The sequence below is a fragment of the Pseudomonas sp. KB_15 genome, assembly GCF_052114525.1.
GTDB lineage: Bacteria > Pseudomonadota > Gammaproteobacteria > Pseudomonadales > Pseudomonadaceae > Aquipseudomonas.
Window position 1 is genome coordinate 1 of the sequence record NZ_JBFREX010000022.1, and the last position, 24711, is coordinate 24711.

The 24711-nt window shown below is 60.1% G+C and carries 17 protein-coding genes; 7 read left to right on the forward strand and 10 right to left on the reverse strand.

Translation table 11 applies throughout. The features are described from left to right. Positions 1–377 precede the first annotated feature (377 nt). The 5 genes from topA to AB4Z35_RS18130 all read right to left on the reverse strand — a co-directional run bounded on the left by topA (position 378) and on the right by AB4Z35_RS18130 (position 7899). A complete protein-coding gene (topA, locus tag AB4Z35_RS18110; protein WP_007994702.1) occupies positions 378–3011 on the reverse strand; it encodes a type I DNA topoisomerase in 2634 nt (877 codons plus the stop codon). 114 nt (positions 3012–3125) lie between these two features. Beyond that, complete coding sequence (locus tag AB4Z35_RS18115; protein WP_007986363.1) at positions 3126–3362, reverse strand: DUF1653 domain-containing protein; 237 nt, start codon at positions 3360–3362, stop codon at positions 3126–3128. Between the two features lie 98 nt (positions 3363–3460). Continuing rightward, positions 3461–4636, reverse strand: coding sequence for an acetyl-CoA C-acyltransferase FadA (gene fadA / locus AB4Z35_RS18120; RefSeq protein WP_007986361.1), 1176 nt, complete (start codon positions 4634–4636; stop codon positions 3461–3463). Positions 4637–4665: 29 nt separating this feature from the next. Next, positions 4666–6813, reverse strand: coding sequence for a fatty acid oxidation complex subunit alpha FadB (gene fadB / locus AB4Z35_RS18125; protein ID WP_442098459.1), 2148 nt, complete (start codon positions 6811–6813; stop codon positions 4666–4668). Between the two features lie 648 nt (positions 6814–7461). Continuing rightward, complete coding sequence (locus AB4Z35_RS18130; RefSeq protein ID WP_007994703.1) at positions 7462–7899, reverse strand: hypothetical protein; 438 nt, start codon at positions 7897–7899, stop codon at positions 7462–7464. 104 nt (positions 7900–8003) lie between these two features. On the opposite strand from AB4Z35_RS18130, the gene AB4Z35_RS18135 reads away from it, so the two are divergent. Beyond that, positions 8004–8444, forward strand: coding sequence for a universal stress protein (locus AB4Z35_RS18135; protein ID WP_116261700.1), 441 nt, complete (start codon positions 8004–8006; stop codon positions 8442–8444). A gap of 191 nt (positions 8445–8635) precedes the next feature. On the opposite strand, the gene AB4Z35_RS18140 is transcribed toward AB4Z35_RS18135, so the two are convergent. Next, positions 8636–10555, reverse strand: coding sequence for an ATP-binding cassette domain-containing protein (locus tag AB4Z35_RS18140; RefSeq protein ID WP_442098461.1), 1920 nt, complete (start codon positions 10553–10555; stop codon positions 8636–8638). 213 nt (positions 10556–10768) lie between these two features. Between AB4Z35_RS18140 and AB4Z35_RS18145 the strand changes: the two genes are divergently transcribed. Further along, positions 10769–12697 (forward strand): transglycosylase SLT domain-containing protein, encoded by a 1929-nt coding sequence (locus AB4Z35_RS18145; protein ID WP_442098463.1) that lies wholly within the window; start codon positions 10769–10771, stop codon positions 12695–12697. 90 nt (positions 12698–12787) lie between these two features. Here the strand turns inward: AB4Z35_RS18145 and AB4Z35_RS18150 are convergent, their stop codons facing one another. Further along, on the reverse strand, positions 12788–14581 hold the full coding sequence (locus tag AB4Z35_RS18150) for an ABC transporter transmembrane domain-containing protein (RefSeq protein ID WP_442098510.1): 1794 nt from the start codon (positions 14579–14581) through the stop codon (positions 12788–12790). A gap of 251 nt (positions 14582–14832) precedes the next feature. Between AB4Z35_RS18150 and AB4Z35_RS18155 the strand changes: the two genes are divergently transcribed. Beyond that, positions 14833–15012, forward strand: a complete 180-nt coding sequence (locus AB4Z35_RS18155; RefSeq protein ID WP_008001600.1) for a PA1571 family protein — start codon at positions 14833–14835, stop codon at positions 15010–15012. 171 nt (positions 15013–15183) lie between these two features. On the opposite strand, the gene pdxB is transcribed toward AB4Z35_RS18155, so the two are convergent. Next, on the reverse strand, positions 15184–16326 hold the full coding sequence (gene pdxB / locus AB4Z35_RS18160) for a 4-phosphoerythronate dehydrogenase PdxB (protein WP_442098465.1): 1143 nt from the start codon (positions 16324–16326) through the stop codon (positions 15184–15186). Positions 16327–16581: 255 nt separating this feature from the next. On the opposite strand from pdxB, the gene AB4Z35_RS18165 reads away from it, so the two are divergent. Then, on the forward strand, positions 16582–17982 hold the full coding sequence (locus tag AB4Z35_RS18165) for an MATE family efflux transporter (protein ID WP_442098467.1): 1401 nt from the start codon (positions 16582–16584) through the stop codon (positions 17980–17982). Between the two features lie 234 nt (positions 17983–18216). Here AB4Z35_RS18165 and tusA read toward each other — a convergent pair whose 3' ends face one another. Then, positions 18217–18468: a sulfurtransferase TusA gene (tusA, locus tag AB4Z35_RS18170; protein WP_007987255.1), complete on the reverse strand. Its 252-nt coding sequence runs from the start codon at positions 18466–18468 to the stop codon at positions 18217–18219. Between the two features lie 191 nt (positions 18469–18659). Further along, positions 18660–19733: a 23S rRNA (cytidine(2498)-2'-O)-methyltransferase RlmM gene (gene rlmM / locus AB4Z35_RS18175; RefSeq protein WP_442098469.1), complete on the reverse strand. Its 1074-nt coding sequence runs from the start codon at positions 19731–19733 to the stop codon at positions 18660–18662. A 298-nt stretch (positions 19734–20031) separates the two neighbouring features. On the opposite strand from rlmM, the gene acnA reads away from it, so the two are divergent. The 3 genes from acnA to AB4Z35_RS18190 all read left to right on the forward strand — a co-directional run bounded on the left by acnA (position 20032) and on the right by AB4Z35_RS18190 (position 24596). Further along, complete coding sequence (gene acnA, locus AB4Z35_RS18180) at positions 20032–22773, forward strand: aconitate hydratase AcnA (protein WP_442098471.1); 2742 nt, start codon at positions 20032–20034, stop codon at positions 22771–22773. Between the two features lie 316 nt (positions 22774–23089). Beyond that, on the forward strand, positions 23090–23878 hold the full coding sequence (locus AB4Z35_RS18185) for a CPBP family intramembrane glutamic endopeptidase (RefSeq protein WP_442098472.1): 789 nt from the start codon (positions 23090–23092) through the stop codon (positions 23876–23878). A gap of 271 nt (positions 23879–24149) precedes the next feature. Then, entirely contained in the window at positions 24150–24596 is a 447-nt protein-coding gene (locus tag AB4Z35_RS18190) for a capsular polysaccharide export protein, LipB/KpsS family (RefSeq protein ID WP_442098474.1), read from the forward strand. The last annotated feature ends 115 nt before the right edge of the window (positions 24597–24711 follow it).

The following is a 24711-nucleotide window of genomic DNA, read 5'->3' on the forward strand; positions in this document are numbered from 1 at the left end:
GATCTGTAGCAGCTGCCGAGCCCGCGAGGCTGCGTTCGGCTGCGAAGCAGTCGTAAAATCAGTCATTGCGGTACGTCAGGCAGACCGCGTCAGCCGGACTCACGACTGCTTCGCAGCCGAACGCAGCCTCGCAGGCTCGGCAGCTGCTACAAAGGGTGTCGCGGCTGAAATTGCTTGACTGACTGGCATTACCGCAAGCACCTCCTTTTTTGCAGGAGCACAAAAAAGGCCGCATGAAAACCCGAGGGTTCTCATGCGGCCTTTGCTAGTTACCTGTAGGAGCGAGCTTGCTCGCGATGGACGTCAACGATGACGCGGGCTGTCTGAATGCCCGCGTAGACTAGACGTTTTTCGCGAGCAGGCTCGCTCCTACAGTTTCAAGCCTTGGCAGTCTTCGCCGGACGCTTGTCCTCGACCACCCACTTGCCGCCGTCGTAGAACGCTTTCCAGCCAGTCGGCTTACCGTCGACTTCGGTCTGCACGTACTGTTCCTTGGTCTTGCGGCTGTAACGGATCACTGCTGGCAGACCATCCGGATCTTTCTTCGGCGCTTCACAGAGGAAGTGATACTTCGGATCGATCTCGTCCTTGTGCGGGATGATTTCCATCACCAGCGGAGCACGAGTCTCGCGGTTTTTCGGGAACTGGCTGGCCGCCAGGAACAGGCCGGATGCACCGTCGCGCAGAATGTAGGTGTCGTTGACCTTTTCGCACTTCAGCTCAGGCATCTTCACCGGATCCATCTTCGGTGGTGCCGCATCACCGCTCTTCAGCAGTTTACGGGTGTTCTTGCAGGTGGCATTGGTGCAACCGAAGAACTTGCCGAAACGGCCAGTCTTGAGCTGCATCTCGCTGCCACACTTGTCGCACTCCAGGCTCGGACCTTCATAGCCCTTGATGCGATAAGTGCCCTCTTCGATTTCGTAGCCATCGCAATCCGGGTTGTTACCGCAGATGTGCAACTTGCGCTTCTCATCGAGCAGGTAGGCATCCATCGCCGTGCTGCAGATCGGGCAGCGATGCTTGCCACGCAACACCAGCGACTCCGACTCACCCTCATCGTCCGCAGCGATTTCGTCGCCCGGCACCAGGTTGACGGTGGCCTTGCAGCGCTCTTTCGGCGGCAGGCTGTAGCCCGAGCAACCGAGGAACACGCCGGTCGACGCGGTACGGATCTGCATCGGCCGCCCGCAAGTGGTGCACGGAATGTCAGTCATGACGGGCTGATTGGCCCGCATGCCGCTTTCCGGGCTTTCGGCCACTTCGAGTTTCTTCTTGAAGTCGCCGTAGAACTCGTCGAGCACGTTTTTCCAGTCACGTTCGCCCTGGGCCACATCATCGAGATGCTCTTCCATGCCCGCTGTGAAGCCGTAGTCCATCAGGTTGGAGAAGCTCTCGGCCAGACGCTCGGTGACGATGTCACCCATCTTTTCCGAGTAGAAACGACGGTTGTGCAGCGCCACGTAGCCACGGTCCTGGATGGTCGAAATGATCGCCGCGTAGGTCGAAGGACGACCGATGCCGCGTTTTTCCATTTCCTTGACCAGGCTGGCTTCCGAGTAACGCGCCGGCGGTTTGGTGAAATGCTGGGTCGGATCAAGCTTGATCAGCTTCATCGCGTCGCCCTGGGCCATGTCCGGCAGCACATCGTCGTCGCCTGGCTTGGCGATTTGCGGCATGACACGGGTGTAACCGTCGAACTTCAGGATGCGGCCCTTGGCGCGCAGCTCGAAGTCGCCGGCGCCCACAGTGACCGTGGTCGACAGGTATTGCGCCGGCAGCATCTGGCAAGCGAGGAACTGGCGCCAGATCAGCTCGTAGAGGCGCTCAGCGTCACGCTCCATGCCCGACAGCTTGCTTGGCTCGGTATTGGCGTCGGACGGACGAATCGCTTCGTGAGCCTCTTGTGCGCCTTCCTTGCTGCTGTAGACGTTCGGGGTTTCCGGCAGGTACTTCTTGCCGAACTCGCCTTCAATATAGGTACGCGCCATCGCCACGGCATCCACCGAGAGGTTGGTGGAGTCGGTACGCATGTAGGTGATGTAGCCGGCTTCGTACAAACGCTGGGCCATCATCATGGTTTTCTTCACACCAAAGCCCAGGCGATTGCTTGCAGCCTGTTGCAGGGTGGAGGTGATGAACGGTGCCGACGGCTTGCTGCTGGTCGGCTTGTCTTCGCGCTTGACGATGCTGTAGCTGGAAGACTTGAGCTTCTCCAGCGCAGCCATGGCCTGGGCTTCGTTGAGCGGCTTGAAGGCTTCGCCTTTCTCGCGGGCCACATCGAAACGCACGGTCGCGCCTTTTGCAGTGCCGAGGTCGGCATGAACTTCCCAGTACTCTTCCGGGATGAACGCGCGGATTTCACGTTCGCGCTCGACCACCAGCTTCACGGCAACCGACTGCACGCGACCGGCGGACAAACCACGAGCGATCTTGGCCCACAGCAGTGGCGAAACCATGTAGCCCACCACGCGATCGAGGAAGCGACGCGCCTGCTGGGCGTTGACGCGGTCGATATCCAGCTCGCCCGGCTGGGAGAAGGCTTCCTGAATCGCCTTCTTGGTGATTTCGTTGAACACTACGCGCTTGTAGCGGCTGTCGTCACCACCGATGGCTTCGCGCAGGTGCCAGGCAATGGCTTCCCCCTCGCGGTCCAAGTCGGTTGCGAGATAGATGGTGTCAGCATCCTTGGCGAGCCGGCGCAGCTCTTCGATGACTTTTTCCTTGCCCGGGAGGATCTCGTACTTGGCTTTCCAGCCATGGTCCGGATCGACACCCATGCGCGCGACCAGCTGCTTGCGCGCTTTTTCTTTCGGCGACAGTGCCGGCGCTTCACCCGCAGCAGCCTTGCCGCGCTTGGCGGCTGGCTCTTTGCTGGCGCTAGCCGAACCGCTGGTGGGCAGGTCTCGGATATGGCCGATACTCGACTTCACCACGTATTCGTTGCCCAAATACTTGTTGATGGTCTTGGCCTTAGCCGGGGATTCCACAATGACCAGCGATTTGCCCATGGATCAGAAAATTCCTGAATTCGAGAAGTGAAAGGCGATTGGCGCCTGACGCGGCACCGCTATATATAGTGGCAACAAGGTGAGGTCAAGCGCAGGGTATTGCGCGAACTCAGCTTATGGCTTGGTAAAAAGGCTTTCTTCGGCCTGCACCAAAGCGAAGCGTGGCACCTGTTCGCCGTCAACCTCGACGGACTCCAGGAACATGCTCAAGGGACGCACCCAAAAGCCGTAATCGCCATACAGGGCTTGATAGAAGACCACTTCTTCTTCGGTTTCCGAATGCCGCGCAACACTGAATACGCGGTACTGCGGACCTTTGTAATGTTGGTAGAGCCCAGGTTGTATCGGCATGCTTTGGCCCTCGCTGAAATTCTTTCAAAATAAAAACAAAATAAATCCGGAAAAACAAAAACCGGGGCACTTGGCCCCGGCTTCCATCAACGAGACGCTTAAACGCGTTCGAAGACGGTGGAGATGCCTTGGCCGAGACCAATGCACATGGTGGCTACCCCGAAGGTACCGCCATTCTGCTTCATCACATTGAGCAAAGTGCCGGAGATACGCGCACCGGAGCAACCGAACGGGTGGCCCAGGGCGATCGCGCCGCCATGCAGGTTAACCTTCTCGTTCATCTTGTCGAGCACTTTCAGATCTTTCAGCACTGGCAGGGCCTGTGCGGCGAAAGCTTCGTTGAGCTCGAAGAAGTCGATGTCGGAGATGCCCAGACCCGCGCGCTTCAGTGCTTTTTGTGTGGCCGGTACTGGACCATAGCCCATGATTGCCGGATCCACACCTGCCACTGCCATCGAGCGAATCACCGCCATAGGCTGGATGCCCAGGTCCTGTGCACGCTGCGCCGACATCACGATCATGCACGAGGCACCATCGGTGATCTGCGACGAAGTACCGGCGGTCACGGTGCCGCCCTTCGGATTGAATGCCGGCTTCAGAGCCGCCAGGCTTTCCAGGGTGGTTTCCGGACGAATGGTTTCGTCGTAGTCGAAGGTTTTCAGGAAACCGTTCTCGTCGTAGCCCTGCATCGGGATGATTTCGTCTTTGAACTTGCCTTCCACGGTCGCCTTGTGGGCGAGTTGGTGGGAGCGCACGCCGAAAGCATCCTGTTGCTCGCGGGTAATGCCGTGCATCTTGCCCAGCATTTCCGCGGTCAGGCCCATCATGCCCGAGGCTTTCGCCGCATACAGCGACATGTGCGGGTTCGGATCGACACCGTGCATCATGCTCACGTGGCCCATATGCTCGACGCCGCCGACGACGAAAACGTCACCATTGCCGGTCATGATCGCTTGTGCAGCAGTGTGCAGAGCGCTCATGGACGAGCCACACAGACGGCTGACGGTCTGGCCGGCCGAAGTGTGCGGGATCTGGGTCATCAGCGACGCCATGCGTGCGATGTTCCAGCCCTGCTCCAGGGTCTGGTTCACACAGCCCCAGATCACGTCTTCGACTTCGTTCGGGTCGACCTTGACGTTGCGTTCCAGCAATTTGCTGATCAGGTGCGCCGACATGTCTTCGGCGCGGGTGTTGCGGTGCATGCCGCCCTTGGAGCGGCCCATCGGAGTACGACCGAAGTCGACAATCACGACGTCTCTAGGATTCAAGCTCATAAGTTCACTCTCACTCTAGTTGGGGGCGCTTAACCGAAGAAGCTCTGGCCGTTCTTGGCCATTTCGCGCAGCTTCGCGGTCGGGTGGTACAGCGCGCCCAAATCAGCGTACTGGTCAGCCAGGGCAACGAACTCTGCCACACCGATCGAATCGATGTAGCGCAGCGCACCGCCACGGAATGGAGGGAAGCCAATACCGTAGACCAGACCCATGTCGGCTTCGGCAGCGGTTTCGACGATGCCGTCTTCCAGGCAACGCACGGTTTCCAGGCACAGCGGGATCATCATCCAGTTGATGATGTCTTCGTCGGTGACTTCGCGCTGTTCAAAGACGATTGGCTTGAGCACTTCCAGTACCGACGGGTCGGCGACTTTCTTCTGCTTGCCCTTCTTGTCGGTCTCGTAGGCGTAGAAGCCCTTGCCGTTCTTCTGGCCCAGGCGCTTGGCTTCGTAGAGCACGTCAACGGCCGAACGACGGTCGTCCTTCATGCGGTCCGGGAAGCCTTCAGCCATCACGTCACGACCGTGGTGACCGGTGTCGATGCCGACCACGTCCATCAGGTAGGCCGGGCCCATTGGCCAGCCGAATTTTTCCATGATCTTGTCGATACGCACGAAGTCCACACCGGCGCTGACCAGTTTGGCGAAACCGCCGAAGTACGGGAACAGGACGCGGTTGACCAGGAAGCCCGGGCAGTCGTTGACGACGATCGGGTTCTTGCCCATTTTCTTGGCGTAGGCAACGGTGGTGGCAACGGCCAGCTCGCTGGACTTCTCGCCACGAATCACTTCCACCAGCGGCATCATGTGCACCGGGTTGAAGAAGTGCATGCCGACGAAGTTTTCCGGACGCTTGAGGGCTTTGGCCAGCAAGGTGATGGAAATGGTCGAGGTGTTGGACGCGAGGATGGTGTCCTCTTTGACCTGGTCTTCGACTTCGGCCAGAACGGCTTGCTTGACCTTCGGGTTCTCGACGACCGCTTCAACCACCAGGTCCACGTGACCGAAATCACCGTAGGACAGGGTTGGACGAATGCCGTTGAGCACTTCAGCCATTTTCGCGGCGGTCATGCGACCTTTATCAACGCGGCCAACCAGCAGTTTGGCGGCTTCGGCCAGCCCCTGCTCGATACCGTGCTCGTTGATGTCCTTCATCAGGATCGGCGTGCCTTTGGAGGCCGACTGATAGGCGATACCGCCGCCCATGATGCCGGCACCGAGTACGGCGGCCTGCTTCACGTCCTTGGCGATTTCGTCGTAGGCCTTGGCCTTTTTCTTCAGTTCCTGATCGTTCAGGAACAGACCGACCAGGCTCTGTGCGGCCGAAGTCTTGGCCAGCTTGACGAAACCGGCTGCTTCGATTTCCAGCGCCTTGTCGCGACCGAAGTTCGCGGCTTTCTGGATGGTCTTGATCGCTTCAACCGGCGCCGGATAGTTCGGGCCGGCCTGGCCTGCCACGAAACCCTTGGCGGTTTCGAAAGCCATCATTTGCTCGATGGCGTTCAGCTTCAGCTTTTCCAGCTTCGGCTGGCGCTTGGCCTTGTAGTCGAACTCGCCGGAGATGGCGCGCTTGATCAGTTCCAGCGCGGCTTCTTGCAGCTTCTCCGGATCAACCACTGCGTCGACAGCACCGACTTTCAGCGCGTCTTCAGGACGGTTTTCCTTGCCGGCGGCAATCCACTCGATGGCATTGTCGGCACCGATCAGGCGCGGCAGGCGAACAGTACCGCCGAAGCCCGGGTAGATGCCCAATTTGACTTCCGGCAGACCGATCTTGGCCTTGGTGGACATGACGCGGTAGTCCGCGGCCAGGCACATTTCCAGACCGCCACCCAATGCGATGCCGTTGATCGCGGCTACAGTCGGGACGTTGAGGTCTTCGAAATCGCTGAAAATCTTGTTGGCTTCGAGGTTGCCAGCAACAAGTTCTGCATCCGGCAGCTTGAAGTTGTCGACAAATTCGGTGATGTCGGCGCCGACGATGAACACGTCCTTGCCACTGCTGACGATCACGCCCTTGATCGAAGCATCTGCCTTGATGGTGTCTACGGCCTGACGCAGTTCGTTCAGGGTTAGACGGTTGAACTTGTTGACGGACTCACCCTTGAGGTCGAACTTCAGTTCGACGATGCCACTTTCAAGAGCCTTAACCGTGATGGCTTTACCTTCGTAAATCATCAACTGATCTCCACGATATGGAAGCTGAACAGTACACGTCGGACGCAGGCGAATGGCTCGGCAGGGACGTTGATCGTCAATGCTACGCCCATTCCCCCGGCACACCCGCCAACGCGATAGTCGGGATTCTGTAGGAGCGATCTGAAATACAAACGCTCAATTCATACGCCCGTTTGATTTGGGTACGTCACCTTCACGGAATTTCCGACAATTGTCAATCGCCCGAAACACTGGTTGAAACGCGACTTTCCGGTCATATCCGTACTGCGAAGACCTTAAACACGCTTGAGCATGCGAAGTCATTCATAGGATCAATTGTTAGAAAAGTCGCCCTAATTCGCTGCAGCCCGTGTTTAACAAGCTACGCTGGCGGAACCAGGGGAAAAAGTTGAACGCTTTGGCGAACGCCCAGCGTAAGATCAGCCCACACCGTTTTACCGGCCTGCCTGGCCAACTCCAGCCCGATGATGAATGTCGGGCTTTTTATTGCCTTCTGTAGCAGCTGCCGAGCCTGCGAGGCTGCGTTCGGCGACGAAGTCGTCGTAAACCCTGAGCGCACGATCAGCCTGATGTACTACGGCGCCTGAATTACGACTGCTTCGCAGCCGGACGCAGCCTCGCAGGCTCGGCAGCTGCTACAGATCGGGTTCAGGCAAGGGCTTTGAGCGTTGCATCGATCTGTTGCAAAACCTCGGCTTCGCCCTTCTCGCCCCAATACAAGGCGATCAATTGTTTGTCGGCCTCGACCTTGTAGACATTGCCTGGCAATTTTTCGAAATGATTGAGCAGCGACGGATCCTCACAGATTTCCTGCCACTGATTCACCCAGACACCCGGGGATTTTTGCCAGTAACTCCAGCACGCCGGCTGATTGCCTCGTCGCGGACGATGGTACTGGGCGCAGGGGCTCGGCGGCTCCTGGCTTAACCAATGTGGCCACTCCTGAGGCGCCAACTGCATGGCCAGGCCGATGCGCCGCGCCTCCATCCGCAGGGCGATGCGCCCACTCTGGGCACGCGACGGGCGCAACCACGCCAGCGGGCTGAGCACCACCAGCAGGATTGACACCACTATCCAGACCGTCATATCTGTACTCCCGAATTTGAATGAGCCCATTGTGTCACTTTGGAACCAATGCGCTTGAAACCAGCCATACTTACCAATATTGCAACCCTCAGGAGGAGCACCTCATGCCCTACAACCATATTCTGGTCGCTGTAGATCTGACCGAAGAGTGCGACCCTGTGATCCACCGCGCTCGCGAACTGTCGGTGAGCAATGGCGCGAAATTGTCACTGGTGCACATTGTCGAGCCGATGGCGATGGCCTTCGGCGGCGACGTGCCGATGGACCTGTCACAACTGCAACAGCAGCAGTTCGATCAGGCCAAAGAGCGCCTTGAGCGGTTGATCCTCAAGTATCCTGAGCTCTCCAGGGAATACAGCCACCTGACCTACGGCCAGCCACGCCAGGAAATTCACCACCTGGCCAAGGAGCAAACCTGCGACCTGATCGTGGTGGGCAGCCATGGCCGACATGGCCTGGCACTGCTGCTGGGTTCCACCGCCAATGACGTGCTGCATGGCGCGCCTTGCGATGTGCTGGCGGTGCGCCTGCAAAACAAATCCTGACAACACGCCCCTGTAGGAGCGAGCCTGCTCGCGATGAACCTGAGAGCGCCACGGGGTGTCAGGTTCCCCGCGTCATCGTTGACGACCATCGCGAGCAAGCTCGCTCCTACAGGGGATCGAATCGACCCAATTGCATATGAAAAGCCCGGCGTTCATGCGAATGAAGCCGGGCTTTTTTATTGCAGGGTCAATCAGGCATCCAGTTCGGCCCAACGCTCGACCATCACCTCGAGTTCAGCCTGCAACTGTGCCAGTTGCGCGATCACCGCAGCCGTCTCGGCAGCCGGACGCAGGTAAAAGCCTGAATCAGCCATCTGCGCCTCGACAGCGGCGATCTGCTGTTCCATGGCTTCGATCTCGCCTGGCAACGCTTCCAGCTCGCGCTGCAATTTGTAGCTGAGCTTCTTTTTCGCCACCGGCGCTTCAACGGCTGCCGCCACTGGTGCGGGTTCAGCCTTGACCACCGCGGAGTTCAGGTCGGCCTTGCCGGACTTGCTCTCGGTCACGCCCAGCAGGCGCGGCGAGCCGCCCTGACGCAGCCAGTCCTGGTAGCCGCCGACGTACTCGCGAACCTTGCCTTCACCTTCGAAGACCAGGGTGCTGGTGACCACGTTATCGAGGAATGCCCGGTCGTGGCTGACCATCAGTACGGTGCCGTTGAAGGTCAGCAAGACCTCCTCGAGCAACTCGAGGGTTTCGACGTCGAGGTCGTTGGTCGGTTCGTCGAGCACCAGCAGGTTCGCCGGCTTGCTGAACAGCTTGGCCAGCAGCAGACGGGCGCGCTCACCACCGGACAGCGCCTTGACCGGCGTGCGGGCACGTTGCGGGCTGAACAGGAAGTCGCCGAGGTAGCTCAGCACGTGGCGGCTCTGGCCGTCGATATCGATGAAGTCGCGACCTTCGGCGACGTTGTCGATCACGGTCTTTTCCAGATCCAGTTGATGGCGCAACTGGTCGAAGTAGGCGACATCGATCCTGGTGCCTTCTTCCACTGTGCCGCTGGTCGGTTGCAGGCCGCTGAGCATCAGCTTCAGCAACGTGGTCTTGCCGGTACCGTTGGCGCCGAGCAGACCGATACGGTCGCCGCGCTGCAGCACCATGGAGAAGTCCTTGATCAGGAACGGACCGTCCGGGTGAGCGAAACTCACATTCTCGAGGACCATCACCTGCTTGCCGGACTTGTCGGCGGTATCCAGCTGGATGTTGGCCTTGCCAGTACGCTCACGACGCTCGCTGCGCTCGACACGCAAGGCTTTGAGCGCACGTACGCGGCCTTCGTTACGGGTACGACGGGCCTTGATGCCCTGGCGAATCCACACTTCTTCCTGGGCCAGGCGCTTGTCGAACAGCGCGTTGGCGGTTTCTTCGGCCGCCAGCGCGGCTTCCTTGTGCACGAGGAAACTGGCGTAGTCGCCGTTCCAGTCGATCAGGCCGCCGCGATCCAGTTCGAGGATGCGGGTTGCCAGGTTCTGCAGGAAAGAACGGTCGTGCGTGATGAACAGCACGGCGCCCTGGAAATCCTTCAGTGCTTCTTCAAGCCAGGCGATGGCACCGATGTCCAGGTKRTTGGTCGGTTCGTCGAGCAGCAACAGGTCCGGCTCGGACACCAGGGCCTGGGCCAGCAGGACGCGACGACGCCAGCCGCCGGACAACTCGGCGAGGGTCTTGTCGGCCGGCAATTGCAGGCGGCTCAGGGTGCTGTCGACCAGCGTCTGCAAGCGCCAGCCATCGCGGGCTTCGAGGTCGTGCTGGACGTGCATCAGTTTGTCCAGATCGGCGTCAGTGACGATGTTCTGGCTCAGGTGGTGATATTCGGCGAGCAGTGCACCGACGCCGTCCAGGCCTTCGGCCACCACGTCGAACACTGTCCGCTCGTCGGCTAGCGGCAATTCTTGCGGCAATTCGCCGATCTTGAGCCCTGGTGCGCGCCAAACGGAGCCGTCATCGGGCTTCTGGTCGCCCTTGACGAGCTTCATCATGCTGGACTTGCCAGTGCCGTTGCGGCCGATGATGCACACCCGCTCACCACGGGCGATCTGCCAGGACACCTTGTCCAACAACGGCATAGCGCCGAAAGCAAGGGACACATCGCTGAATTTGAGCAGGGTCATGAGCTTCTCCAAAAACCGGGCGCGCATTCTACCTGACTTGAGGCTTCAGAAGGCCGGCAATTTCACTCTCGTAGCACTCTGAACTACAAATGTTGCGAACTGATGCGGGAAGACCCGCAAAGCTTTCGCCGGCTGCTGGCAAAAGGCTAAGCTACAGACAATTCAGTGCGGGCCTGACCCGCACTTGTCATGTTTTCTCTGCCTGGACGTCTCATGCGCAGTCGCCTTTTCAATCTTTTGTCCTGTTTTTTACTTTCAGCCGCAGCGTTTCAATCCGCCCAGGCGGTGGACCTGTCCACCCAACGCCAATATTACGATGAAGCCAAGCGCGCCCTGGCCAAGGGTGATACCGGCCCGTATTTCCGTTACAGCCAGGCCCTCGCCGATTATCCGCTGGAACCGTACCTGGCCTATGACGAACTGACCGCGCGCCTGAAAACCGCGAGCAACGCCGAAATCGAGAAATTCCTCGCCGAACACGGCGACCTGCCCCAGGCCAACTGGATGAAACTGCGCTGGTTGCGCTGGCTGGCGGATCGGGGTGACTGGGCGACTTTCGTCAAGTACTACGACCCGAAAATGAACTTCACCGAGCTGGACTGCCTGAATGCGCAGTACCAGCTCAGCCACAACCTCAAGGCCGAGGGTAACGCCAACGCGGAAAAACTCTGGCTGACCGGCAAATCCCAGCCCGAAGCCTGCGACACCCTGTTCGGCATGTGGGCTGCAGAAGGCCAGTTGACCGAGCAAAAACGCTGGGAGCGCACCAAACTCGCCGCCCATGCGCGCAATTACCCGCTGGCCAACAGCCTGGTCAACGGCATGACCACCCTCGCCCCTCGCGGCCGCTTGCTGGTGGACGTCGCGCAGAAACCGGAACTGCTCAACCAGCCGTCACGCTTCACCCCGGCCGATGAAGCCATGTCCGACGTGGTCAGCCTCGGCCTGCGCCGCCTGGCTCGCCAGGACCCGGACAAGGCCATGGAACTGCTCGATGGCTACGCCAGCAGCATGCACTTCTCCCGGGATGAAAAAGTGGCAATTGCCCGGGAAATCGGCCTGACCCTCGCACGACGTTTCGACAGCCGTGCACTGGATGTCATGACCAAATACGATCCCGAGCTGCGCGACAATACGGTGTCCGAATGGCGCCTGCGCCTGCTCCTGCGCCTGGCGCGCTGGGACGATGCCTATCAATTGACCCGTCGCCTGCCCCAGGACCTGGCCACCACCAACCGCTGGCGTTACTGGCAGGCCCGCAGCCTGGAACTGGCGCAACCGCAGAACCCGGAAGCGCAGACGCTGTATAAAAGCCTGGCCCGCGAACGCGACTTCTATGGTTTCCTCGCCGCCGACCGCTCACAGTCACCCTACTCGCTGCTCAACAAACCGCTGGTGCTCAGCCAGGCCACCATCAACAAGGTGCGCAACACGCCCGGCGTGCGCCGCGCCCTGGAACTGCACGCCCGCGGGCAGATCGTCGATGGCCGTCGCGAGTGGTACTACGTCAGCCGTCACTTCAGCCGCGACGAAATGGTCGCCCAGGCCAAGCTGGCCTACGACCTGAAATGGTACTTCCCGGCGATCCGCACCATCAGTCAGGCGCAGTATTGGGACGACCTGGATATCCGCTTCCCGATGGCTCACCGCGAGACCCTGGTGCGTGAAGCGAAGACCCGCGGCCTGCATCCGAGCTGGGCGTTCGCTATCACCCGCCAGGAAAGTGCGTTCATGGACGACGCCCGTTCCGGTGTCGGCGCCTCGGGCCTGATGCAACTGATGCCCGCCACCGCCAAGGAAACCGCACGCAAGTTCAGCATTCCCTATAGCTCGCCACAGCAACTGTTCGATCCGGACAAGAACATCCAGCTCGGCGCCGCTTACCTGAGCCAGGTGCACAGCCAGTTCAACGGCAACCGCGTCCTCGCCTCCGCCGCCTACAACGCCGGCCCCGGCCGGGTCCGCCAATGGCTGCGCGGTGCGGACCACCTGAGTTTCGACGTGTGGGTGGAAAGCATCCCGTTCGACGAAACCCGCCAGTACGTGCAAAACGTGCTGTCGTACTCGGTGATCTACGGTGAGAAGCTCAATTCCCCACAGCCGATCGTGGATTGGCATGAGCGGTTTTTTGATGATCAGTAAGCGCAGCGGCAAGCTTTAAGCCGCAAGCTTTATGTTTTGCCAATAAAAATGCCCGCATCGAAAGATGCGGGCATTTTTATTGAGTTCGTCTTAACCGGTCGCCCGTCCGGCAAGAGCGCTCTGTCCATCACTGAACTGCAACGCCGCCAGCCGCGCATACAGCGCATTGCTGGCGATAAGTTCCTGATGCGTGCCCACCGCCACCAGTTTCCCCTGGTCCATCACGGCGATTCGGTCGGCGTTTTTGACCGTGGCCAGGCGATGGGCGATCACCAGGGTGGTACGGTTTTTCATAAGGCTCGGCAGCGCCTGCTGGATCAGGTGTTCGCTCTGGGCGTCGAGGGCGCTGGTGGCTTCGTCGAGGAGCAGGATCGGCGCATCCACCAGCAACGCGCGGGCGATGGCCAGGCGTTGGCGCTGACCGCCCGACAAGCCGAGACCAGCGTCCCCAAGATGAGTCTGGTAACCGTTGGGCATGGCCTCGATAAAGTCATGGGCGTAAGCGATTTTTGCCGCCTCCTGTACCTCGGCCAACGTCGCCTTCGGGTTGCCGTAGCGAATGTTTTCTTCAATGCTGCCGAAAAACAGCGCCGGGGTTTGCGACACCAAGGCAAAGCAGCGGCGCAGGTCCAGGGGATCGAGTTGAGTCAACGGTACGCCATCGAGCAGGATGCGCCCCTCGGCCGGGTCATAAAAACGCAGCAGCAAGTCATACACCGTGGATTTGCCGGCCCCTGATGGCCCGACCAGCGCCAACGTTTCACCGGCATTGACCGTCAGACTCAAGCCATCGACGGCATAACTTTCCGGCCGCGACGGGTAGGAAAAACGCACGTTTTGCAGTTGCAAGTGGCCGTTGACCCGTTCCGGCAAAGTCACCGCGCCTGTGACCGGCGGCAGGATGATGTTTTCCGAACGCAGCAACTCGGCAATCCGTTCGGCCGCGCCGGCTGCTCGCTGCAATTCGCCAATCACTTCGCTCAACGTGCCAAATGCACTGCCGACGATCAGGCTATAGAACACGAACGCCGCGAGCTCGCCCGTGGAAATTCGCCCGGCCATGACGTCCATGCCACCGACCCAGAGCATCACCCCGACCGCGCCCAGTACCAACACGATCACCAGGGTAATCAGCCACGCCCGCTGGAAGATGCGTTTGCGCGCCGTATTGAATGCCTCTTCCACGGTCACGGCAAACCGGCGCTCGTCCTGGGCCTGATGGTTGTAGGCCTGCACGGTCTTGATCTGTCCCAGGGCTTCGGCCACATAACTGCCGATGTCGGCAATCCGGTCCTGACTCAGGCGCGAGAGGCTACGCACCCGGCGACCGAAGATCAGGATCGGCGCGATCACCAGGGGCAAGGCAACCACCACGATGCTGGTGAGCTTGGGGTTGGTGATGAACAACAAGACGATCCCGCCGATCACCATCAATAAATTGCGCAAGAACAGGGACAGCGAAGAGCCGATSACCGATTGCAGCAGCGTGGTATCGGCGGTCAGGCGGGACTGGATTTCGGAACTGCGATTGTCTTCGTAAAACCCCGGGTGCAGGTAAATCAGATGATTGAACACCTGACGCCGGATATCGGCGACGCAGCGCTCGCCGATCCACGACACCAGGTAAAACCGCACAAACGTACCGACGGCCAGCCCCATGACCAGCAACATGAACAGAGCGATGGACTGATTGAGCAGGTGCGGTGACTGGGTCATGAACCCCTGGTCCACCAGCAGGCGGATGCCCTGCCCCATGGACAAGGTGATGCCAGCGGTGACGATCAACGCCAGCAAAGCGCCAAAGGCCTGCCAGCGATACGGCGCGATGAAACGACTGGCCAGGCGAGCAGCACGACGGTGACGGGCAGAGAGCATCGCAATCATCCAGTACAAAGCAGTCAATAGGGTCAGCCTACACCGCTCAATGGGGTAGCCCGGTGCAAATCACAATGAGTCAGGTTAATTATGTCCACCAAGACTGGAGGCTAGACGCTATTGATCTAAAGTTCGGCTAGCCACGCGCCGGCATTTCTGCTGGACTGGTTCTGTCCCCCCGGAAAGATCGCAGGACGTTGTCACAGCCCGGTCACCTGGAGGTTCTACATTAAGCACACAACCTGATGAGGAGACAGGCCATGTCCTTGCAACACCGCAGCGATGACAGGATTCAAGTGATCCGCACGCAACCAGACCAGTCTCTGGGTTGCTCGATTATTGACGAGCAGGGCCGCGAAGTACCGATCACTGAAAAAATGATCCAGAAAGCTTGCAGCGAACTGGAACGCCGATTGGTCAAACCTGCCGAACAAAAGTGATATAGCCACCGTCTTCTAGACCCGGCCCATTGTTGGCCGGGTTTTTTATGGGTGCCTGTCCGGACATTGTGGGGCGCCCTTCGCGAGCAAGCCCGCTCCCACACTGGATCTATATGCACCACAAATCCCCWGTGGGAGCGGGCTTGCTCGCGAAGGGGCCGCCACGGTCTATCAGATTGCCGTTGCCCCCAACGCCGCCACAATCCTCTGCAACTCAGGCGAATCCCCGTCGATGCGCACCTGCAACCCGTCGATCTCACGGCGCAACGGATAATTCTTGCGCAGCGCATCAAACGCCGCACGTTGCTCGCTGACACTGCCGACCAGGCTGCGACGGAAATCCGCATCGTCGCGACGCGGGTCATACACGCCACGGCACAACATGGCCAACGCCCAGGCCGGGTCGCTTTGCGCATTCAGGGTCACGTGCGACAGCCACGGTGCCGGCAGCAAATCGCTCAGGCTGACGCGGGCCGGTTGTCCGAGGAAATCGCAATACGCCTGATAAATCTGTGCGGTCCCCCGCTGCTTGCCGTCGAGGCTGTAACCGGCAATGTGCGGCGTTGCCAGCACACACAGTTCAGCGAGCGCCACATCGACCTCAGGCTCGCCTTCCCAGACATCGAGCACCGCTTGCAGGTCTTCGCGCTCCAGCAGCACATCGCGCAGGGCCGCGTTGTTCACCACCGGCCCGCGACTGGCGTTGATCAGCCAGGTGCCGGGCTTGAGCTGGTTCAGACGTTTTTCATCGAACAAATGCCAGGTCGATTGTGGGCCCTGTTTGGTCAACGGCGTGTGCAGGCTGATGACGTCGCACTCCTCGACGATCTGCTCAAGGCTGACGTAGTCCCCCCCTTCAGCGGCCTGCCGTGGTGGATCGCACACCAGCACCTTCCAGCCCAGGCCTTGCAGTACCTTGACCAGCCGCCCGCCCACTTCGCCGACACCGACCACGCCGTAGGTACGCCGGGTCAGGTCGGCGCCTTCGATCTCGGCCAGGGTCAACAAACTGCCGAGCACATAGTCGACCACGCCCCGGGCATTGYAGCCCGGTGCGCTGGACCAGGTGATATCGGCCTGCTGAAAGTAATTCAGGTCCAGATGATCGGTGCCGATGGTGCACGTACCGACAAAGCGCACCTTGCTGCCTTCGAGCAGCGCGCGATTGACGTTGGTCACCGAACGCACCAGCAGCACATCGGCCTGCTCGACCGTGGCACGGTCGATGGAGCGACCCGGTACCCGGCGGACTTCACCAAAATCTTCGAAGAAGGCATCGAGCAGGGGGATATTTTCGTCGGCAACAATCAGCATGGCAGGCTCCTTTGGCGGACCGGCAGTTTAGGCGCAGAATTCATCTCTGTGTAGGAGCGAGCATGCTCGCGATGGGCGTTAACGATAACGAGGGCTGCCTGAATGAACGCGGTGACCTCACATCCATCGCGAGCGAGCTCGCTCCTACAGGGAGAGCGGTGCGATTACAAATACCCAACACAGTCTTTTCCTGACCGATATGTCAAAGCGTAGAATGCGCGGCCCTGCGCATCAAAACCTCTGGACGCTTCGCTTGTGAATTCCGTGACTGACACTACCGCCGCCCCACGCACGACCCCGGTACGCCTGGAGCTCAAAGGCCTACTCAGCCTGGCCCTGCCGATCATGATCGCGCAACTGGCCACCACAGCCATGGGCTTCGTCGATGCCGTGATGGCCGGCCGTGTCAGCCCACGGGACCTGGCCTCGGTGGCCCTGGGCAACTCGATCTGGATTCCGGTCTACCTGTTGATGTCCGGCGTCCTGTTGGCAACCACGCCCAAGGTTGCACAACGCTTTGGCGCCCGGCAGTTTGACGAGATCGGTCCACTGGTACGCCAGGCGCTGTGGCTGGCACTGTGCGTCGGGTTGATCGGCAGTGGCCTGCTGCTCGGTGCCGAGCCGATCCTGCACTGGATGAAAGTCGATCCGCAATTGATCGAGCCAAGCATGGGCTACCTGCACGGTATCGCCTTCGGCTTGCCGGGCATGGCGTTCTATTACGTCCTGCGCTGCTACAGCGATGGCATGGGGCGTACCCGTCCGAGCATGGTCATTGGCTTGTGCGGCCTGCTGCTGAACATCCCGCTGAACTATACGTTGATCTATGGCCATTTCGGCGCACCGGCCCTGGGCGGCGTCGGTTGCGGCTGGGCCAGCGGCATCGTGATGTGGTTCATGGCGTTGAGCATGGCCGGCTGGACGTTCTGGGCCCCGTTCTATGCCCGCACCCGGGTGCTGGTGCGCTTCGACCGGCCGAAGTGGGCCGTGATCAAGCGCCTGGTCGGGATTGGCCTGCCGATCGGTATCGCCGTCTTCGCCGAGTCCAGCATCTTCGCGGTCATCGCCCTGTTGATCGGCAGTCTCGGCTCTACCGTGGTGGCCGGACATCAAATCGCCCTGAATATCAGCTCGCTGCTGTTCATGATTCCCTACTCGCTGGGCATGGCGGTGACCGTACGGGTCGGTCAGGCACTGGGGGCCGGCAATCCTTGGCAGGCGCGCTTCGCGGCGAAGGTCGGGCTCGGTGCAGCGTTGGTGTTTGCGGCGTTCTCGGCCAGCCTGATCCTGTGTCTGCGCGAACCGATCGCCTCGATCTACACGCCTGACCAGAGCGTGATCCAGATTGCTTCGATGTTGATTGTCTACGCCGCGCTGTACCAGTTTTCCGACGCCATCCAGGTGATTTGCGCGGGCGCGTTGCGTGGATACCAGGACACCCGGGTGACGATGATCCTGACCTTGTTCGCCTATTGGGGCATCGGCCTGCCGGTCGGTTACGTGCTGGGACTGACCGATTGGTTCGGTCCGGCCAGCGGCCCGAGCGGGCTGTGGGAAGGGCTGATTGCCGGTTTGAGCTGTGCGGCGCTGATGCTGTCGATCCGCCTGACGCTCAGTGCGCGCAAACGGATTCGTAATAGCCAATCGATGGGCTAAGCGCACACAAAAAAAGACCTGCACTGGTTAATGCCAGTCAGTTAGGCGAACCCAGACGCTACGTCTTCTTTGTAGCAGCTGCCGAAGGCTGCGTCCGGCTGCGCAGCAGTCGTAAATCCGGCTTGCACGATCTCTCTGACGTACCGCGAACTCTGATTTTACGACTGCTTCGCAGCCGAACGCCGCCTCGCAGGCTCGGCAGCTGCTACAAAGGGTGTCGCGGCTGAGAGTCCGTCAACCGGACTTCTTGCGGATCCAGTAGAGGTAGGTGCCCGCCTCTTCGTGCTGCGCCACCAGTTCGTGGTCGAGAAACACACAGAACTTGGGAATGTCGCGACGGGTCGACGGATCGGTGGCGATCACCTTGAGCAGGCCGCCGGGCACCAGGTCACGGATGTGCTGGTGCAGCATCATCACCGGCTCGGGGCAGTTGAGGCCGGTGGCGTCGAGGGTGCCGTCTACCGGCGTATCAAGCATTTCACTCATGATTCACTCCTGAAACTGGCCGGCATTGTCGCGCATTGCCGGGTGCAACGTCATCTGTGGCATAACGCCGTACCCTTGTAGGAGCGAGCTTGCTCGCGATGATCGTTAACGATAACGCTGGATGCCTGACACCCCAATGCGCTCTCAGGTCCATCGCGAGCAGGCTCGCTCCTACAGGGGGTTGCGGTGTTTCAGCGGGATTTCGGTTTCTTCACGTCCAGCCGGCGCAAATGGCAAGTCACTTCCTCACGGTCGTGGTACAGCTGCTTGCAGCCAATCTCGACCTTGATGCCCCGCGCCTTGAAGCCATCGGCAATGCGCTCGAGCAAACGCTTCACTTCGGCATAGCGCTGTTTCATCGGCAGTTTGAGGTTGACCACCGCCTCGCGGCAATGCCCATCGCCGATCCACTCTTCCAGCATCGCGGCGTTACGCGCCGGCTTCTCGACGATGTCGCAGACCATCCAGTCCACCGGCTGCTTGGGCTTGAAGGTGAAACCATCGGCCATCAGATGTTGCACCAGCCCGGTGTCCATCAGGCTTTCGGCCATCGGGCCGTTGTCGATGGCGGTCACCAGCATGCCGCGGTTGACCAGTTGCCAGGTCCAGCCACCGGGGGCGGCCCCGAGGTCAACGCCGGTCATGTCGCCGTGCAGGCGCTCGTCCCACTGGTCCCGCGGGATGAAGTGGTGCCAGGCCTCTTCCAGCTTGAGGGTCGAACGGCTTGGTGCCTCGCGGGGGAATTTCAAACGCGGAATACCCATCGGCCACATTGCCGAGTTGTTCGACTCGGCCAGGCCCATGAACACTTCGCGGCCGCTTTTGAAGGTCAGCAACAGGCGCGGCTTGTGCGCGTCTTCCACCAGTTTGCCAGCCGCCATCAGCGCCTTGCGCAGGTGCACTTCGAATTTCTTGCAGAAGTTCGACAGTTCCTTGCCATCGTTGGTGTCGACCATTTCCAGCCACAGGCTGCCGCACAGCGGAAAGTCCGCCATATGATCAAGGATCACGCTGATACGGTCGGTTTCCGGCAGATCGATGAAAATCCCCCGGGCCCACTGGCGCGGGAAGATCAGCTCGGCGAAACGCTGCCCGCGCATCAGGCGCTCGGCACCGTCTTCTTCGGTGCAGACGAATTCGGCGCAAGCGGTGGCGGCCCTGGCCTTGGCGTAGCCGGCCACGTTCAACCGCGCGGCAAGGTCGGAAATCTCGGAACAGACTTCGCCTTCGAAGCCCGGCCGGCAATGCATGAATAGGGTGTTCATTCTTACTCCTGGACCCTGTAGGAGCGAGCTTGCTCGCGGATGGACTCAGGGCGGCGCATTTATTCAGGAAACACGCGTTATCGTTAACGTCCATCGCGAGCAGGCTCGCTCCCACAAAGAGAGACCGCTTGCCCTGAAGCAAAGCCTGTCACGAAAACCGGCGCATGATAGCTGACTTCGCAACCCCGGACTTGCCCATAGAGTCCAGTTATTAGCCTTAAGCACTAAAGAGGACTAGGTTTAGACCTCTATCCGTTCCCTCTGTCCGTAGCCGTACGGACTCAAAGGAGTGATCGTAATGCCGTCCCTCGATAGCCTGAAGACTCTGAAAACCCTGCAAGTCGGCAACAAGACCTACCACTACTTCAGCCTGCCCGATGCCGCCAGGAGCCTGGGCGAGCTGGACAAGCTGCCGATGTCGTTGAAAGTCCTGCTGGAAAACCTGCTGCGCTGGGAGGACGAAAAAACCGTCACCGGCGCCGACCTCAAGGCACTGGCCGCGTGGCTCAAGGAGCGTCGCTCCGACCGCGAAATCCAGTACCGCCCGGCGCGGGTGCTGATGCAAGACTTCACCGGCGTTCCCGCCGTGGTCGACCTGGCCGCCATGCGTGCGGCGATGGCCAAGGCCGGTGGCAATCCGCAGCGGATCAACCCGCTGTCCCCGGTGGACCTGGTGATCGACCACTCGGTGATGGTCGACAAGTTCGCCAGCAGCAGCGCCTTCGAGCAAAACGTCGACATTGAAATGCAGCGCAATGGCGAACGTTATGCGTTCCTGCGCTGGGGCCAGAGTGCCTTCGATAACTTCAGCGTGGTGCCGCCGGGCACCGGGATCTGCCACCAGGTGAACCTGGAATACCTCGGCCGTACAGTCTGGACCAAGGACGAGGACGGCCGCACCTACGCCTTTCCTGACACTCTGGTCGGTACCGATTCCCACACCACCATGATCAACGGCCTCGGCGTGCTCGGCTGGGGCGTCGGCGGTATCGAAGCGGAAGCGGCGATGCTCGGGCAACCGGTGTCGATGCTGATTCCGGAAGTCATCGGTTTCAAACTCACCGGCAAGCTCAAGGAAGGCATCACCGCCACCGACCTGGTGCTGACCGTCACCCAGATGCTGCGCAAAAAAGGCGTGGTGGGCAAATTCGTCGAGTTCTACGGCGATGGCCTCGCCGACCTGCCGCTGGCTGACCGCGCGACCATCGCCAACATGGCCCCGGAATACGGCGCCACCTGCGGTTTCTTCCCGGTGGACGACGTCACCCTGGAGTACCTGCGCCTGTCCGGCCGCCCCCTCGAAACGGTGCAACTGGTGGAGGCCTACAGCAAGGCCCAGGGCCTGTGGCGCCTGCCCGGCCAGGAACCGCTGTTCACCGACAGCCTGGCGCTGGACATGGGCCGCGTCGAAGCCAGCCTCGCCGGGCCGAAACGCCCCCAAGACCGGGTTTCGCTGCCGAATGTCCCGCAAGCCTTCAGTGACTTCCTCGACCACCAATTCAAACCCACCACCAAGGAAGAAGGTCGCCTGGAAAGCGAAGGCGGTGGCGGCGTTGCCGTGGGCAACGCCGATATGGCCGGTGAAGCGGACTACCACTACGAAGGCCAGACCTATCGCCTGAAAAACGGCGCGGTGGTGATTGCCGCAATCACCTCSTGCACSAACACCTCCAACCCGAGCGTGATGATGGCGGCCGGGCTGGTGGCGAAGAAAGCCGTGGAAAAAGGCCTGAAACGCAAACCCTGGGTGAAGAGCTCGCTGGCGCCTGGCTCGAAAGTGGTTACCGACTACTACAAGGCGGCCGGCCTGACCCGGTACCTCGATGAATTGGGGTTTGCCCTGGTCGGCTATGGCTGCACCACCTGCATCGGCAACTCAGGGCCGCTGGCGGAGCCCATCGAGAAAGCCATCCAGCAAGCCGACCTCTCCGTGGCTTCCGTGCTCTCAGGCAACCGCAACTTCGAAGGCCGGGTGCATCCGCTGGTGAAAACCAACTGGCTGGCCTCCCCGCCGCTGGTGGTCGCCTACGCGTTGGCGGGCACCGTGCGCACGGACATCAGCCGCGAACCGTTGGGCAATGACAAGGACGGCAAACCGGTTTATCTGCGGGATATCTGGCCAAGCAGCAAGGAAATTGCCGACGCCGTGAATCAGGTCAACACCGCCATGTTCCACAAGGAATACGCCGAAGTGTTTGCCGGTGACGCGCAATGGCAGGCGATTGAAGTACCGCAGGCGGCGACCTATGTCTGGCAGGACGACTCGAYCTACATCCAGCATCCACCGTTCTTCGACGACATCGGCGGCCCGCCGCCAGTGGTCAAGGATGTCAACGGCGCCAGGGTCCTCGCATTGCTCGGCGACTCGGTGACCACCGACCACATCTCCCCGGCCGGCAACATCAAGGCCGACAGCCCGGCCGGGCAATACCTGCGCAACAAAGGCGTGGAACCGCGGGATTTCAACTCCTACGGCTCGCGGCGTGGCAACCATGAAGTGATGATGCGCGGCACCTTCGCCAACATCCGCATCCGCAATGAAATGCTCGGCGGCGAAGAAGGCGGCAACACCCGCTACATTCCCACCGGAGAGAAAATGCCGATCTACGACGCCGCCATGCGCTATCAGGCTTCGGGCACCCCGCTGGTGGTGATCGCCGGCCAGGAATACGGCACCGGATCGAGTCGTGACTGGGCCGCCAAAGGCACCAACCTGCTGGGAGTGAAAGCAGTCGTCGCCGAAAGTTTCGAACGGATCCACCGCTCCAACCTGGTGGGCATGGGCGTGCTGCCATTGCAGTTCAAGCTGGATCAGAACCGCAAGAGCCTGAACCTCAACGGCAGTGAAACCCTGGACATCCTCGGTTTGACCGGCGTCGAGCTGACGCCACGGATGAACCTGACGCTGGTCATCACCCGCGAAGACGGCAGCAGCGAGAAGATCGAGGTGCTGTGCCGCATCGATACGCTCAATGAAGTGGAGTACTTCAAGGCGGGAGGGATTCTGCATTACGTGTTGCGGCAATTGATCGCGTCTTGACCGACCGCTGACAACAACACTGCCTTCGGGCACGACACCCTTTGTAGCAGCTGCCGAGCGCGCGAGGCTGCGTTCGGCTGCGAAGCAGTCGTAAAACCGGTAATCGCGGTACGTCAGGCAGACCGCGTCAGCCGGACTCACGACTGCCATGCAGCCGAACGCAGCCTCGCAGGCTCGGCAGCTGCTACAGATCGCATTACCGCTTAACTGACTGGTATTAGCCTTCGGGCGGTGTTTTTGTTTGGGCTCTGCTTATAATCGCAGCCCTCCGGCAATCTCCCTCGCCACAAAAGCTCTACATCTCTAAGGATTTCAAATGCTTGCCCTGCCATGGACTTTTCTGGCCCTGCTCTCCCTCGGCTACGGATTGGCGCTGACCTACGGCCACCTCGATTGGCTGGCGGCAATCTCGGTAATGCTGCTGTTGATCGCCGGCCTCACCGTTCGCCAACAAATAATCCCTGGTCTACGCATCCTCGGTCACGGCCTGTTCATCGTCCTGGCGCTGGCCCTGGCATTGCACTGGCTACCGGGCTTCCATAACGGTCGCGGCATTGCTCTACAGCGCTTCAGCGAAAACGCCGTGTCGTTTTCCATGTTCCTGAACCTGGACAAACCCCTGATCGGCTTCTGGCTGCTGTTGGCTTGCCCATGGATTGTCGCTCGTTACTCGTTGCGCTCCTTCCTATATGCCACCGTGCTGGCACTGGCGTTGAGCGCCGTGCTGGCGCTGGGCGGCGCACTGCTGATGGGCATCATCGCCTGGGCGCCGAAATGGCCGGACCAGGCCTGGCTATGGATACTCAACAACCTGCTGCTGGTAACCCTGGTCGAGGAAGCGTTGTTTCGCGGCTATATCCAGGGCGGACTAAGCCGGATCATGAAAACCCTGCCCCAGGGTGAAAACCTCGCCCTGCTGCTGGCGTCTCTGATTTTCGGCCTGGCCCACGCCGGGGCCGGCTGGCAATGGGTTGTACTGGCGAGTCTGGCGGGGGTCGGTTATGGCCTCGCCTACCGTTTTGGTGGATTGGGCGCTGCCATCCTCAGCCACTTCGGCTTGAACCTGCTGCACTTCGGACTGTTCACCTACCCGATGGCGGGATAGCCCTGCTTTCAAGGCAAGCGCCCGAGAAGAAGACTATCTATTACCAAGTGATGACATCAGCCGCCCCTAAACATCAGCGGAATTATAGGAACTGTGACCCTCGGACTCTGGGTGCGCGCATCGTCAGCTACCACACCAATGCGCCTCTGAACACCAATCATCTGCACATCCTGAAAGTACCCTTGGCCGCCCACTGCAGCATGGATCACCAAGATTTCGCAGGCTCAACTCCTCGCTCGCGACGATCCACAAACCGATTGAACAATCGAATTTGGATTACAACGTCGCAGTCCTGACCGAGACCGAAAACGAGCTTCGCACCACTTACATCCATAACAACGCATCCAAGTATTCGCAAAAAACAGCGCTCATCACATTTGCAGATGACTACGTCTTTGTGGCTCTGCAAACACCAACGGACACCGTAGCGGCTCTTGCAGGGATCGCGGGTGTCGAACTAGTCTGCACTGTCGCGGACCACTACTACGGCAGCCCGACGAAAGTTCGGGTCAAGCGTCACCCTTACTGCAACAGCTTGACGGTTCAGAAAACACTGGAAGCACTCGCCAGTACTGGTGCGATTGAAATGTCCGACGCCTCGGTGCACGACCTCTTCTCTGGCGCGAATGCTGTGTTCACAATGAACTCCGGTGTTGGCCTGGAGGCGTTGCTGCACGGCCGTCCGGTTGTCGTGACCGGTGAATGCGATTACTCTTAAGCCGTCGCGCAGCGATGCCGAACTAAAAAAATGCCTTAACCACGAATTCGTTTTCGATCAGCAGCGCACCCGGAAGCTTTTGCACTATTACGTAAACACTTACTCGATGGCCGCA

Bases quoted from the DNA above. Each gene is read 5' to 3' on its own strand.
- topA (WP_007994702.1), bottom strand. From the start codon at position 3,011: ATGGGCAAATCGCTGGTCATTGTGGAATCCCCGGCTAAGGCCAAGACC.
- AB4Z35_RS18115 (WP_007986363.1), bottom strand. From the start codon at position 3,362: ATGCCGATACAACCTGGGCTCTACCAACATTACAAAGGTCCGCAGTAC.
- fadA (WP_007986361.1), bottom strand. From the start codon at position 4,636: ATGAGCTTGAATCCTAGAGACGTCGTGATTGTCGACTTCGGTCGTACT.
- fadB (WP_442098459.1), bottom strand. From the start codon at position 6,813: ATGATTTACGAAGGTAAAGCCATCACGGTTAAGGCTCTTGAAAGTGGC.
- AB4Z35_RS18130 (WP_007994703.1), bottom strand. From the start codon at position 7,899: ATGACGGTCTGGATAGTGGTGTCAATCCTGCTGGTGGTGCTCAGCCCG.
- AB4Z35_RS18135 (WP_116261700.1), top strand. From the start codon at position 8,004: ATGCCCTACAACCATATTCTGGTCGCTGTAGATCTGACCGAAGAGTGC.
- AB4Z35_RS18145 (WP_442098463.1), top strand. From the start codon at position 10,769: ATGCGCAGTCGCCTTTTCAATCTTTTGTCCTGTTTTTTACTTTCAGCC.
- AB4Z35_RS18155 (WP_008001600.1), top strand. From the start codon at position 14,833: ATGTCCTTGCAACACCGCAGCGATGACAGGATTCAAGTGATCCGCACG.
- tusA (WP_007987255.1), bottom strand. From the start codon at position 18,468: ATGAGTGAAATGCTTGATACGCCGGTAGACGGCACCCTCGACGCCACC.
- rlmM (WP_442098469.1), bottom strand. From the start codon at position 19,733: ATGAACACCCTATTCATGCATTGCCGGCCGGGCTTCGAAGGCGAAGTC.
- AB4Z35_RS18185 (WP_442098472.1), top strand. From the start codon at position 23,090: ATGCTTGCCCTGCCATGGACTTTTCTGGCCCTGCTCTCCCTCGGCTAC.